Genomic DNA, 13,537 nt, shown 5'->3' on the forward strand with positions numbered 1-13,537 from the left:
GTGTGGTGTGCTAGCCCAAAAGGAAAGTTTTTATGTCTGCATATATGATAGTGTTTGCTAAGGTATTGGATAGGGAGCCTTTTTTGCAAAAATACGCAATTCCAACAGCCAAACTAATTCAAGAATATGGAGGGGAATATGTAGTGCGAGCCCCCGGTGTCGAATCTAAAGAAGGTGGGATGTTCGAGGGTGATAGTGTTGTTATTTCGAAATGGCCCGATAAAGCTGCAATAGAGAAATTTTGGAATAGTGATGAATATCAGAATCTAAAAGAGATTCGGCAACCCTATTGCCAAGCACATGTGATGGTGGTGGAGGAGCCGGGCAAATGAAATATATTGTCGCCTGCTTAATGCTCTCAGCGTGTTCAGTGCATGTTGATCCGTTGAATGGAAAGCCTCCAAACTTGAACAATCGTGCTGGTCTGGATGCGGCGGTGCAGACCAATATAGATTTGTCTCCAGCTGAGATTGTTTCGCGCGCTTATCTTGCCGCGGGAGGTGAGCTCTTTCAAAAGCCTCAATCACTTTTTCTCTCTGGGTATAATTTGATCCGAAAAGGAGAAGAAGAAACCGTTTGGGATAAATACGCAATGTGGCGGGTCTATGCATCTGAAAAAGAAGATGCACATGTCGCGAATGGCAAGGTGCGAATTGAAGGATGGACCGGAGATGAGGTTCAGTTGCTTTTATCCTTCGATGGAAAAGACACATACAATAAAGACGGAAAAATGGAGAGCCAATCTGCGAATCAAATGTGGTCGAATAGTTTTGGTTTCGGGGCAATCCGCCACGCTCTTGATGCAGGGTGGAAACGAAATCGGATGGCTGATCGCCTAATCGATGGAAATTCAACTTTCATGATCGAACTAACTGATCCATCTGCAAAGAAAACACTATTTGGGATACGGCAAACTGATTTTGCTATTGTGTATGTAGGTTTTCAAACACCTCGAGGTTGGCATGAGAGGCGTTATTCCAATTTCTTTTCAAATGAAAAGGGCAATTGGAAACAAGCAGGCAGAGTTCGTTTGTTTTATGATGGCGTAAAATCTAATGAAGCCATTTGGACTAATTTCGAAGTGAATAAAGAGTATCAAGATGAATTGTTCCAAATCAATTCAGCTCCTTTAGCGCCCGACTTCTAAACGCCACAAAAAAAGAGGCCGACACAAATGAATGTGTCGGCCTAGGGAAGAAAAGAGTACACAGCTCAGTACTCTCAATGCGCCTCATATTAGAATGGTTTTACTGCTCCAAAGAATGCAGTCATCAAAATCAAAACCCAGTAGAGATAGGCAACGTTGCGGCCTAATTGGATAGATTTATCTAGTTTTGCTTCCAGCTCTTCATTTGGACCTTGAGCCAAAACCGGGAAGATTTTGCGCCATTCGTGCATGATAATACGAAGGATGACACCAATGATGAGCGCTAAACCGTATGTCAGGATTTTTGCACTGAACCATTTTTGACCCTCTTCTGCGATAAATGGGCCATTGCCCATCAACGAAGTTAGACCTGTAATGATTAGGGCAGGAATTAGTGGGTAACGTGTCCAGTCTTCGATCAGAGCAAGTTTGTTTCCTAGTTCATTGGTGCGATTTGCAAATGCACCCCAAGTGATTGCCATCCACACGATCCATAGGAGCCACATGGCGACCAGCCAGCCACCGCCAAGTGGTTGAACGCCCCATAAATATCCCATGTGGAGACCAAGAGGTAGTAGGGATATGATTCCTGTGCGCGCCATAATATCAATGCGATATGCAGTTGCCATGTGGCGGCTGCGCTCTTCCAGTGAAAGTTTGTGGTTCACAACTTTATAGGATGTTTGAAAAACGCCCCATTCACCACCAAGCCAATATACCATGGCGACAATGTGTAGCCACCTTAGAATATGCAATTCATTCGTTGCAAAAAACTCTCCCATGGAGCCCTCCATTAAATCATTCTATTTTTTAAATGATATATCTTTTAATCGTTATGGCAAGTCTCACTACGTTATATCTGGTAGATTTATTATTCTGCCGGAGATTAATATCGTGGTGGTGGCTGCCATGGAGCATATGCAAATGCGCTTAAATCGTCCGGCAACACTGGATCATACGGGGCATTGAACGAAAAAGGAGCTTCTGTAGGCGTCCAAATGTTTTCGTGTTTTCCGCCTAGAAAGCGAATTAAAGCAACACAGCCCCACCGCGTTCCAAAAGGACCGTGGGCAATTCCTGGCGGTCTCCAAAAATATGCACCGGGCGTCATTGTACCATGAGGTCCGGTGAGTGAACCCGACACCACATAGGCTTCTTCGACGGTAGGATGTAACTCTTGTGGGCCTTTGAGGTTGGGCGGTTCAGAGTGAGGCAATATCATAGAAAGAAAAGTGCGCTCGCCAGTCTCTGGATTCGCATATAAATCTTTCCTTGATATACCGAGGTGAGCTAATTTTGGATCATTCAGCGTCATGTCCCAAGGCATATGCAAGGCATCAATATGCGTTATGTGATCTCCGTCACCTTCTCCAGCGATCAGTGAAGGTTCTGCGCTAAAGAAAGTTAGGACAACTGCTCCATGTTCAGATGACATGGTTTGCCGAGTTGCACCAGCTGGAGCATAACCATATGTGTCGTGACTGTATGTCTGACCATTTATCTCGATCTCACCATCTAGAATATAAAATTCTTCAGTGACATCAACATGTTCTACTGCTTCACGTCTCCATCCAGCAGGATAACGGATGATTGCTGAGCAGCCACCAGTTTCATCGTCACGGCTCAAGAATTTGAATTCAGCATCTGGACGCGCATTTCCAGGCCCAATACGCCTCCAAGGTAGCAATTGGGCCTGAATGAATTCGGTTTGCGGCCGATTTAGCATGACTTTTCTTCAGTCGTAGCAAATTCTTCGGCAACGTCTTCGCTAGAGGCTTCATCGCCGAGTTCAGTAGCTTCGACGTCTTGTTGAAGAATACGGAACACTCGCGAAATGTACTCTTGCATAAGCATACCGCGTTCATCGGCTTCGAAGCGGGCAGGTTTATAGGCCTCGATGGCATCTTTGGTGACTTTACCATCGCGTTCTAGCAAGCGTTCAATCGTGTCCATTCGTTCACGCATAACGGCGACTTCTTGCACGAGGGCAAGCGTTATGTTGAGGACGCGTTCAGAATCTGTGTTTTCAAGAAACCAAGGACGCTTACCTTTAGATTTGGCACCAGCTAGTTTTAATGGATCTAGATTCGGATTGCTCATTTTGTAGCCTTTCTTGCGCCAATAACGTGCCAAGCAGCTTTACGCCCATAATCTTCTTGCTCGTTATCTTCTGCAGCTTCAGGGAATATGTCTGCATCGACGACTGCTGCGACACCGCCATGAATAATATCATCGCGATTAAAACCGGCATCTTCCATCCACTGGTCTAGATCAATTTCATGCATTTTGGTCCAGAATGGTTCGTTATTATAGAATGCGTCCCAATCTCTCATTGCCTGCTCATACAGCGGCATGTCTTTGTCGTATTGGGGTTGCTCTACGTGAAGAACTATGCCGCCCGGTTTAAGGAGGCGATGTGTTTCTTTGAATATTTTCGGCATTGATTTGAAAGTTGTTTCGTGAAGGAACATTGTTGATTGAACCCAATCAAAGCTTTCATTCTCAAAACGACTTAAATCCGCGACATCTCCCTGAACAAACTCGACATTTTCGATTCCAAGTGATTTAGCGCGTGCTAAGCCGTATCGCAGCATGGGAGCACCTGCATCAACGGCAACAACTTCTGCATCTGGAAATGCCGCCGCAATAGGTAGAACATTGTGTCCGAGACCGGCTCCGATATCGAGAATGCGTTTAGGTTTGAAATCTGGTAGGTTTTTGGCAACCCACTGCGCAACAGCAACACCGCCGCCATCATTAAAGCGTCCCAGCATTCCTCCAGTTGTGGCGAAGATTCCAGAGTCATAGTTAGCTGGCCCGGTAACATCACCAGGTACGAGTTCTGTGTGATAGCTTCCCGGCATACAGTGGTGATCGATTGCTTCGGTAGAGCGTGGTTGCTTGAATTCAGGATCAAGTTTTAGTCGGTCATCCCCTTCAGTCAGCATTCGCGCTTTTTCATTTAGGGCTTCTGCCTGACGAAGTGTAACCCAGCGGCCGGCTTGTTGTCTGTTTTCCATGGTGGCGCGACGTAGGGCTGACCACCACTGAAACATTGGATCTTCTTTCAGGGCTTTGCGGACTTCGTGTCTATCTTCAAAGTCGCGTCCGTTCTCTTCTTTGAATTTTGGCTCCACTCTATCTTCAAAAGCGTGTGCTATTCCGCCCATTACTTTAGTAGAAAGGTGACGGTTCATTTGGGCTAAGAAGTTGAACCGGGCTGTTTCATCATGAGTTGTCTCTGGATAAACATCATGTTGCCCAACAACGCGGTAGTCAGGTGGGCCATCATATTCATTTGAGGGGCTATTGTTACCTTTATTGGTTGTGTCAGCCATTCATCGTCTCCCTTTTTATTTCCTGTCCGCGAAGCTTTCTTCGAAACTCGTATTGCAGAGTTGATGAAGAAGAGTATAGTATAAAAGATATATCATTTATAACCATATTTACAATAAGGGGAATAGGAAATGAGTACTAAAATTGTCGCACTCTTTAATTTGAAGCCTGAAGTTAGCGTAGAGGACTACGAAAATTGGGCTAAGACAACAGATATTCCTACGGTAAATGGATTGAAGTCCATAGATGACTTTAAGGTTTATAAATCTGTTGCTTTGCTCGGCACAGATGACAAGCCACCTTATTCCTATGTCGAAATCATAGATGTTAATGACATGGATGGCTTTGGAGCCGATGTTTCAACAGAGGCAATGCAGGCTATCGCTGCTGAATTCCAAGGCATGACAAGTGATTTATTCTTCATTCTAACAGAGACTTTGGGGTAGTCATATGGAGAGTTTGAAAGGGAAAACTGCCGTTATAACTGGATCTGGTCGTCGGGCTGGATTGGGTGAGGCGATTGCCCAACGCCTTGCAAAAGCTGGTGTGAATATCGTTATTTCCGATATTGGAGCTCCTAAGGATGCTGCAACCGGCGCGGAGCATATTGGTTCAACGGACGAAATGGAATCAATTGCGTCTGATCTTCGCGAAATGGGTGTGAAGGTATCCACGCAAGTTTGTGATGTGCGGTCGCTTGAAAGTGTACGTGGCCTCGCAAATCATGCTGTGAGTGAACATGGTAGTCTGGATATCTGGGTGAACAATGCCGGTATTGGATACATTATGAAGCCATTGCTGGATGTTACTGAAGAAGATTGGCGTGCCGTCATTGATGTGAATCTGACCGGCGCATTCTTCGGAGTTAAAGCTGCAGCAGAAATCATGACCAAGCAGGGAAAAGGTGGAAGGATTATCAATATTGCTAGTCAGGCCGCTAAATCTGGATTCCCGCACGCGCAGGCATACACGAGTTCAAAGCACGGATTAGTTGGGCTAGTTCGTTCTGCTGCGGTTGAGCTTGGTGGCGATGATATCACCGTAAACAATGTTTGCCCAAATCACGTAACGACTGGGCTGGGTGCTTGGCAAAACGAGTATTTCGCAAAAGTTGTCGGCGCTGATTCCGTAGAGGATTACATGAAAGCTATGGCGGCTCGAATTCCGATGGGGCGTCCGGGTTTGCCGGAAGATACTGCCAATGCTGTTGCATGGCTCTGCTCTGATGAGGCGAAATACATAACTGCCGAAAGTATGAATGTGTCTGGTGGAGAGGAACCGCATTGATGAATCACTCGATGGAACCCGCTCCGAAAGACTTTAAATGGCCCAACGGAGGAAAGCTTGCGCTTTCAATCGTTGTAAACGTTGAAGAGGGTGCAGAAAAGCGAATTGATGAAGGTGATCGTGGTCCCGAGCCTGTGGACGAGCTAAAAGCGGTTCCCAGAAAGCCAATTCGTGTCTACTGCAATGAAAGTAATTACCAGTATGGTATAAAACGTGGTGCACCGCGCATTCTGAAAATTCTCGATAAGGCTGGTGTGAATGCGACTTGGACTGTGTGTGGTCAGGCCTTAGAGAAGGCACCATGGATAGCAGACGCTTTAATGAAGCGTGGTGATGAGCCTGCTGACCACGGTCATAAATGGGCTTTCACTGCATTCATGGAAAAAGAAGATGAGATCGCTTTCATTGAGCAAAGTGCGAAAAGCATAGAGAAAACATGTGGTCGTCGTCCTGCGGGTTGGTTGTCCCGATATCTCTATTCTGAGAATACCAGACAAATCCTGAAGGATCAGGGATATACATATCACATGGATGATTTCTCAGATGATTTTCCATATTGGGATGATGTCGAGATGGCGGATGGCAATAAAGAGCCGATGGTGATCTTGCCCTATGCCATTGATAGCAATGATATGAAATTCTGGATTGATCCGGCTTTCACGCCTGACATGTGGTTGGATTACGCGAAACGGACTTTCAATTGGTTATATAATGAAGCCAATGAGGAGGGCGCGCGCATGATGAGCCTTGGTCTGCATTTGCGAATTATCGGGAGACCAGGACGCATTGAGGCTTTTCAGCAGTTTCTCGATCATGTGAGCAATCACTCAGATGTGTGGATTGCTACTCGCGAACAGATCGCCCAACATTTTGCCGAACAAATTCCTGCTGGAGCCTAGAAAATGATTAATAAAACTCTCGCTATTATCGCCGCTTTGTCTCTAGCTGCTTGTGCAACTATGGATGATCAGCCAGCAAAACATGCTGAATTGACTGGCGCTGAAATAGTAAAGATGCGCGATAAAAACCCTTATCCGTTATATCCGATTAATCTACGTCGTACGACCATGGTCGTGAAGGATATGGATGCAGCTTTAAAGTTGTATAGCGATGCTTTGGGTATGAATGTTGTTTATGATCAGGAATTATCATCTCCTGGATTAACGACTCGCCACAAGGCTGATGGAAAAAATAGGTCACGCCTTGTTTTGCTACAATCAAACTCAGGTCAGATGGGAATGGTTGGATTGTGGCAATTCCTCGATCAGACCGAAAAAGATCTAGCAGAACCTGACGCGGCTGACTTTACTCCTGGTGAAATCGTGATGCTATTTCATGCGGAGAATTTGGAGGAGGCATTTGCGAAAGCTTCAAAAGTTGAAGGCGTGAAGGTGTTAGGTGCTCCAAAAGAGCGTCGTTACCCATCGCCTGCAGGTGATATTGTTGTGATGGTGTCCATGTTGATCGACATGAATGGACACACGATTGAGCTAAATCAGAAGGTATTTGATCCTAGAGAGCAGGATTAACAAAACTATTATTTGGAAACTTTTGCGCCGCAAAACTTAGGTTTTGCGGCTTTTTTTTACCGAAATCGACGTGTGAATCTATAAGTTGATATATCTTTTGTTGACGAAAAAGGCAGTTCGATTTAATTTGTCCGGACAAATAGGATTTAATTGATGACACAAACATTCAGATCATTGCTTTTTGTACCCGGCGCGCGTTCGGATAGATTCGATAAAGCGGCGGCAAGTTCTGCGGATACGATCATTATTGATTTAGAAGATGCGGTTTTGCCAGATGATAAAGCCGAAGCGCGTGAGGCAACATTGGAATGGTTGTCGAAACGTGGAGACAAAGTTGTTGCGGGTATCCGTATCAACAGTCCCAGAACAGCAACTGGATGTGCAGATATTGCTGCACTGGTAGAAACATCAGCCGCGCCAGACTTTGTAATGATACCGAAGGCTGAAACAGGCATTGATGTAGAAATAGTGGCTGAAGCGCTTGGCGGACAAATTCCCGTAATCTCAGTTATCGAAAGTGGAAGAGCTTTTAGGAACGCTTCTGATATAGCGAATTCATCTAGCGGCGGTGTTTTATTTGGTGGGGCAGATTTTAGTGCCAGCTTAGGTGCGGATTTATCAAATTGGGATGCAATGCTGACAGCACGCGGCACCATTGCAGCAGCTTGTGGTGAGGCGGGAGTGCCCGCTTATGATGTGCCATATCTCGATGTAAATGATGAAGCAGGATTGATCGAATATACACAAAAAGTAAAAGCCTTTGGTTTTGCCGGTCGAACCTGCATCCATCCTAAACAAGTAGAAGCCGTTAATTCGGTGTTTTCACCTTCAGACAGTGAAATTGAAGATGCAAAAGCAATCATCGCTGCTTTGGAAGAAGCTGAAGGCGGAGCTGTGCTTTTCAAAGGAAAGTTGATCGATCGCCCCATAATTTTGGCGGCGCAAAGAATTTTGGCGAAAGCCTCACAGGAATAAGGAAAACAAGACATGGTTCAGAACTGGAAAGAAGTTGCGCCAAACCGTTATCGCGAAACATTTGGTCGCTATTTTGAAGACTTTCACGAAGGCGATATCTACGAACACCGTCCTGGAAAGACTGTGACTGAATATGACAATCACATGTTTACCTTGATGACGATGAATACGCACCCAATGCATTTTGATGCAGAGTTTGCCAAAGCCTCTGAATTTAAAAAGAACCTTGTTGTGTCGCCTTACACACTTGCGCTTTTGATCGGTATGAGTGTGACTGATTGTTCGCAAAAAGCGATTGCCAATCTTGGAATGGATGAAGTGAAATTCACTGCACCAGTCTTTGCTGGCGACACTATTGTTGGTGAAAGTGAAGTTCTTGGAAAACGAGAAAGTAAGTCTCGCCCTGGACAAGGTATCGTGACGATTGTGACACGTGGATACAATCAAGATGGAACAATGGTGTGTACGTTTAAACGCAACATGTTGATTCCAGCGCGTGGGCACGCGGTGGAAGATAAAGTTGGAAATTACTAGGAGATTATGATGTCTAACGAAGCAATGACTGCTGAAGAAGAGGTCATGATCCTCGATTCTATCGAGAAATGGCTAAATCAAAAAGTGAAGCCCGTTGCGGCTAAACTTGAACATGACGACGAGTACCCACGTGAGCTTGTAGAAGACATGAAAGAGCTTGGTCTCTTTGGGGCTCTCATAGAACCGGAGTTTGGTGGGCTTGGAATGTCTGCTACTCTTTATTCAAAGATTGTAACATTGATTTCTTCTGAATGGATGAGCCTGTCTGGTGTGTTTAATTCTCACCTAATGATGGCTATGATTGTTCAAAAATTTGGTACACAAGAGCAAAAAGAACATTGGTTGCCGCGATTTGCGACAGGTGAAATTCGGGGTGCGCTCGGATTAACAGAACCAGATGCCGGAACAGACCTTCAGGCCATTAAAACAAAAGCTACACGTGTTGGTGATAAATACGTTGTTGAGGGCGCAAAAACTTGGATCACAAACTGTATTGAAGGGTCGTGTATTGCGCTGTTTGTGAAAACAGACCCAGACGCTGATCCTCGCTATAAGGGAATGTCCATCCTTATCACCCAGACTAAAGACCCAGCAACGGGCGAGTCTTTGCCGGGCGTAACTAACGGGAAAAAGTTAGAGAAGCTTGGCTATAAAGGTATCGATTCAGGTGAGTTGATCTATAAAGATTACGAATGTGATGCTGAACTTTGCCTCGTCGGTGGTGAAGAAGGAAAAGGCTTCTATATGGCAACTGGCGGCTTAGAGATTGGCCGCATCAATGTTGCTGCTCGGTCCGTTGGTATAGCAAAACGCGCTTTGGATGAATCAGTCGCTTATGCACAAGCGCGTAAGACTATGGGCAAGCCGATCTGTGAACACCAAGCAATTCAGTTAAAGCTGGGGGAAATGGCTGCAAAAGTACGTGCTTCGGAGCTTCTCGTTGAGGATGCTGCTCGTCTGTACGATGCGGGTGAGCGTGTAGATATGGAAGCTGGAATGGCAAAGTATTTCGCTTCTGAAACTGCTGTGTATTGTGCCACAGAAGCAATGCGTATCCATGGCGGATATGGATATTCAAAAGAATATCCTATCGAGCGTCTTTATCGTGATGCACCGCTTATGTGTATCGGTGAGGGCACTAATGAGATGCAGCGCATCATCATTTCAAAACAGCTCGTCAAACGTAACCCTATCTAATCCACAACTTTACCCGGAACGTCCTGCTATGACCACGAAACTACTTGAAGGCATTCGCATTCTATCCGTCGAGCAATATGGTGCTGGTCCATATGGAACAATGCTGCTTGCTGACCTTGGCGCAGAAGTCATCAAGATTGAAGATGCGGGTCGTGGTGGGGATGTTTCACGTTCGGTTGGCCCATATATGCTGGGCGATAAGGATAGCGAATTCTATCAGACTTTTTCCTTCGGAAAAAAATCAGTGACGCTAGACTTAAAGTCTGAGCAAGGACGAGCTGACTTTGAAGAATTAGTTAGAACTGCAGATGCTGTTGCGAATAATCTTCGGGGAGATCAACCGAAAAAATTAGGGCTCACTTATGAAGCATTAAAAGCGGTGAACCCTGAGATTGTTTGTGCGCATTTATCAGCATACGGGCGTAAGTCCGAACGCGCTGCTTGGCCTGGTTATGATTATCTCATGCAGGCCGAGGCTGGCTTTATGTCAATGACTGGTGAGCCTGATGGTCCTCCCGTCCGCTTTGGTCTTTCCATGGTGGATTTCCATACAGGCAGCCATATGGCGACTTCGCTCCTAGCCGGAATAATAGGAGCGAGTCGTTCTGGTGAAGGGTGTGATGTCGACGTCTGCCTCTTTGATACGGCTCTTCACCAACTTTCTTACCCCGCAACGTGGTATCTTAATCAAAAACATAAAACGGGACGGCTACCACGTGGCGCACACCCATCCATCGCGCCGAGTCAATCTGTGAAGACGGCCGATGGATGGGGCCTTCTAATGTGTCAAACCCCTAAGTTTTGGACACTCTGGTGTAATCTTGCTGATGCTAAGCATCTCGAGACTGATGATCGTTTTGCAACTATCCCAGCAAGGCGAGAAAACCTTGAGGCGCTTACTTCGGAAGTGGACGCTGTGATGACGCAGCGTTCCACATCTGAGTGGATGGAGGTGCTAGGCGGCCATGTTCCATTTGCACCGGTGATGGATATCGCTGAAGCTTTGGATAGCCCTTATGTTCAACACGTAGAAATGACATCTGACATTGCGCATCCCGATGCACCGAATGGCTTACGTTCATTGTCTTCACCTTTTAGAGTTAATGGGGAAAGACCAGCCCTTACGCGTGCCCCAAAAATGGGCGAACATTCAGACGAGTTAATTGAATAATGAAACTAGCTGGCCTCAAAGTTCTAGATCTATCTGCGTTCTTACCCGGACCTCACATGACAATGATGATGGCTGATCATGGTGCGGATGTAATCATGATTGAACCTGCGAATGGATTGGGTGAACCTACGCGAGCTATCGGTCAGAAAACCGAAGACGGTGTGTCGGTTTGGTTTCGCAATATTGCGCGTGGTAAGCGTAGCCTGAAACTGAATCTCAAAGATGATGATGGTCGAGAGCTTTTCTATGCATTGGCTAAGGAAGCGGACGTCGTCGTTGAAGCCTTCAGGCCCGGTGTCGTGAAACGCTTGGGTGTTGATTTTGACACGCTTAAAGCAATGAATGAAAAGCTTGTTTATTGTTCGATTTCTGCGTTTGGGCAGGATAGTTCGCTAGCGTTAAAGCCTGCTCATGACATGACTGTGCAAGGAATGGCTGGAATTGCAGACCTAAATCGGGGCTTGGAAGACAATAAACCCGCTATGCCCAATATGCCGGTAGCAGACCTTACTGCATCCCTGATGGCAATGTCTGGTATAATGATGGCGCTTTACCGCATGAAGGAGACGGGCAAGGGCGATTATGTAGATATTGCTATGTATGATGCTTGTTTGGCTTGGACACCTAATGTGCTCGGTCCAACATGGGGTGAAGGCAAAGCACCCATCGCAAAAGAAATGCGAAGTTTCGGCGGTAGCGCCATGTATAATCTTTATGAAACGTCAGATGGCGAATTTATTATACTCGGCGGATCAGAAGTTAAGTTTGCTTCAAACTTTCTTTCGGCTCTCGGTAAATCTGAACTATTGGAATACGCCAAGCTCGAGCCGGGCCCAGCGCAGGCACCGTTGAGAGATTTTTTCTCAGAAACTTTCAAAGCTAAAACGTTGAATCAGTGGAAAGAGTTTCTTTCAAACGTGGATTGTTGTTGGTCTTGGGTCCGAAATTTGTCTGAAGCAATGGATGATCCATTCACGCAAGAGCGCCAAATGGTGATTACTGATGCGGATGGGTTCAAACATATTGGTCCACCGATCAAATTTAGGCGCGAGCCGGCTCAGCCGAATCTTTCAGTGCCGTCTTTTGGTGAAGATAGTGAGGAAATTGCCAAAGAAATCGGGCTAGATGCTCAAGAAATATCCAATTTGAAAAACAAGAAAACTATTTAGTTAAAAGACCTTTTCATTTTCATTAAAAGATATACCATTTCGTAAGTTCCAATGAAGGAGAATGGTATATGGCCAGTATTCGCTTAGTTTGCAGCATGATTATGGTGTTGATCTTAACACCATTGGGAGTTGCGGAAGATCGTCCTGATACTGGAATTTCTGGTGTTTATGAGGTCGTAGTTGGTGTTGCGGACGCTCAAAAGTCTCTTAAGTATTTCAGGGAATTTGGCTTTGAGCAGGTCGCAACAGTTGATTTGTCCTCCAAGCAAGCGAAATCTCTTTATGGAGTTGAAAGTGCCGCCAAAGTCTATCGGCTCCAAAATGGCAATGTCGAAACTCACGGTTTGTTGCGCTTAATTGAGTGGGAAACCCCATTGGGGAATGGTGTTGGTTATTCTCCGCCGGAAACTATCGGACAACGTATAGCGGTGATGCGGACCAAAGATATCTTTCGCCTTCACGACGTATTTGAAGATATGAGAAACGAAAGTGAAATTCCTGTTTTCTCAACACAGCCTGTTTATGATGATCTCTATGACATGGACGAAGGAGCATATTCCATCTCTACGCGCCGCGTGGGTGTGCGTGAAATGGCTGTCCACGGTGAAGAGTTTAATCACATCTTTTTTCAAAGATATGGCTATGTCATTCCTGGATATGGAACAATTGAAAATGCCGATTTGCAAACGAGTGAAATCACACACAACGACTTCATAATCAAAGGTGATATCGGCGAGGTCACACAGTATTATGAAGATGTATTGGGCTTTGTATCTGAAAACGACCCTGTGCTTGATGGAGATTGGCAAAAGGGGCCTCAAGAAGTCTTCCAAATGACCAAAGGTACAGCGCACTGGTATCGCGGGTTTGTTTCTCCAAACAATATATGCGGAAAATTGAAGTTTTTCACGGCTCGTGATCCTGAATTTGTCAGAGATAGATCTGATGAACAACGTGTCGGTGAGCTGGGAATTACTATGCACACACTCTACACTCCAAAGCTAGAAATGGTGCACTCGTTAGCATCTGATCATGATTTAAAACCAACGAAACTCATGAAAAATGAATTTGGGGAAGAGAGTTTCTTCTTTGTCGGTCCGGATGGATCAAGCTGGCAGATTTTAGAAGAGCCAAAGCTTGAATCTCAACCGACAACTGAATTCAAATTAGAAAAAGTAGACAATTAGAAATA

Annotated in this window: 16 protein-coding genes; 12 read left to right on the forward strand and 4 right to left on the reverse strand. The window is 45.5% G+C overall.

Going from position 1 to position 13,537, the window contains the following annotated elements; translation table 11 throughout:
• The first annotated feature begins 32 nt into the window (after positions 1-32).
• Both F551_RS0106890 and F551_RS0106895 read left to right on the forward strand, forming a co-directional pair.
• Positions 33-332: a DUF1330 domain-containing protein gene (locus tag F551_RS0106890; RefSeq protein WP_018996761.1), complete on the forward strand. Its 300-nt coding sequence runs from the start codon at positions 33-35 to the stop codon at positions 330-332.
• A complete protein-coding gene (locus F551_RS0106895; protein WP_018996762.1) occupies positions 329-1,147 on the forward strand; it encodes a hypothetical protein in 819 nt (272 codons plus the stop codon). Before F551_RS0106890 ends, F551_RS0106895 begins: the two co-directional genes overlap by 4 nt.
• Before the next feature lie 89 nt (positions 1,148-1,236).
• Here F551_RS0106895 and F551_RS0106900 read toward each other — a convergent pair whose 3' ends face one another.
• The 4 genes from F551_RS0106900 to F551_RS0106915 form a co-directional block, all read right to left on the reverse strand.
• Entirely contained in the window at positions 1,237-1,929 is a 693-nt protein-coding gene (locus F551_RS0106900) for a hypothetical protein (protein ID WP_018996763.1), read from the reverse strand.
• 104 nt (positions 1,930-2,033) lie between these two features.
• On the reverse strand, positions 2,034-2,873 hold the full coding sequence (locus F551_RS17120) for a cupin domain-containing protein (protein WP_018996764.1): 840 nt from the start codon (positions 2,871-2,873) through the stop codon (positions 2,034-2,036).
• The gene (locus F551_RS0106910) at positions 2,867-3,247 is read right to left on the reverse strand and encodes a hypothetical protein (protein ID WP_018996765.1); all 381 of its coding nucleotides are present in this window, start codon (positions 3,245-3,247) and stop codon (positions 2,867-2,869) included. Before F551_RS0106910 ends, F551_RS17120 begins: the two co-directional genes overlap by 7 nt.
• Positions 3,244-4,485 (reverse strand): class I SAM-dependent methyltransferase, encoded by a 1,242-nt coding sequence (locus F551_RS0106915; RefSeq protein ID WP_018996766.1) that lies wholly within the window; start codon positions 4,483-4,485, stop codon positions 3,244-3,246. Before F551_RS0106915 ends, F551_RS0106910 begins: the two co-directional genes overlap by 4 nt.
• A 129-nt stretch (positions 4,486-4,614) precedes the next feature.
• On the opposite strand from F551_RS0106915, the gene F551_RS0106920 reads away from it, so the two are divergent.
• The 10 genes from F551_RS0106920 (at position 4,615) to F551_RS0106965 (ending at position 13,532) form a co-directional block, all read left to right on the forward strand.
• Positions 4,615-4,929, forward strand: coding sequence for a hypothetical protein (locus tag F551_RS0106920; protein ID WP_018996767.1), 315 nt, complete (start codon positions 4,615-4,617; stop codon positions 4,927-4,929).
• A 4-nt stretch (positions 4,930-4,933) separates the two neighbouring features.
• The gene (locus F551_RS0106925) at positions 4,934-5,770 is read left to right on the forward strand and encodes an SDR family NAD(P)-dependent oxidoreductase (protein ID WP_018996768.1); all 837 of its coding nucleotides are present in this window, start codon (positions 4,934-4,936) and stop codon (positions 5,768-5,770) included.
• A complete protein-coding gene (locus F551_RS0106930; RefSeq protein ID WP_018996769.1) occupies positions 5,770-6,669 on the forward strand; it encodes a polysaccharide deacetylase family protein in 900 nt (299 codons plus the stop codon). Before F551_RS0106925 ends, F551_RS0106930 begins: the two co-directional genes overlap by 1 nt.
• A 3-nt stretch (positions 6,670-6,672) precedes the next feature.
• Positions 6,673-7,299, forward strand: a complete 627-nt coding sequence (locus tag F551_RS0106935) for a VOC family protein (protein WP_018996770.1) — start codon at positions 6,673-6,675, stop codon at positions 7,297-7,299.
• Positions 7,300-7,452: 153 nt separating this feature from the next.
• Complete coding sequence (locus F551_RS0106940) at positions 7,453-8,274, forward strand: HpcH/HpaI aldolase/citrate lyase family protein (protein WP_018996771.1); 822 nt, start codon at positions 7,453-7,455, stop codon at positions 8,272-8,274.
• A 12-nt stretch (positions 8,275-8,286) separates the two neighbouring features.
• Positions 8,287-8,808, forward strand: a complete 522-nt coding sequence (locus F551_RS0106945; RefSeq protein WP_018996772.1) for a MaoC family dehydratase — start codon at positions 8,287-8,289, stop codon at positions 8,806-8,808.
• 6 nt (positions 8,809-8,814) lie between these two features.
• Positions 8,815-10,005: an acyl-CoA dehydrogenase family protein gene (locus tag F551_RS0106950; protein ID WP_018996773.1), complete on the forward strand. Its 1,191-nt coding sequence runs from the start codon at positions 8,815-8,817 to the stop codon at positions 10,003-10,005.
• A 28-nt stretch (positions 10,006-10,033) separates the two neighbouring features.
• Complete coding sequence (locus tag F551_RS0106955) at positions 10,034-11,176, forward strand: CaiB/BaiF CoA transferase family protein (protein WP_018996774.1); 1,143 nt, start codon at positions 10,034-10,036, stop codon at positions 11,174-11,176.
• Positions 11,176-12,345, forward strand: coding sequence for a CaiB/BaiF CoA transferase family protein (locus F551_RS0106960; protein WP_018996775.1), 1,170 nt, complete (start codon positions 11,176-11,178; stop codon positions 12,343-12,345). Before F551_RS0106955 ends, F551_RS0106960 begins: the two co-directional genes overlap by 1 nt.
• 68 nt (positions 12,346-12,413) lie before the next feature.
• Positions 12,414-13,532 (forward strand): hypothetical protein, encoded by a 1,119-nt coding sequence (locus F551_RS0106965; RefSeq protein ID WP_026296700.1) that lies wholly within the window; start codon positions 12,414-12,416, stop codon positions 13,530-13,532.
• Positions 13,533-13,537 lie beyond the last annotated feature (5 nt).

Origin of the sequence: Hirschia maritima DSM 19733, from assembly GCF_000378345.1 — a bacterium.
Classification (GTDB): Bacteria; Pseudomonadota; Alphaproteobacteria; order Caulobacterales; family Hyphomonadaceae; genus Hirschia; species Hirschia maritima.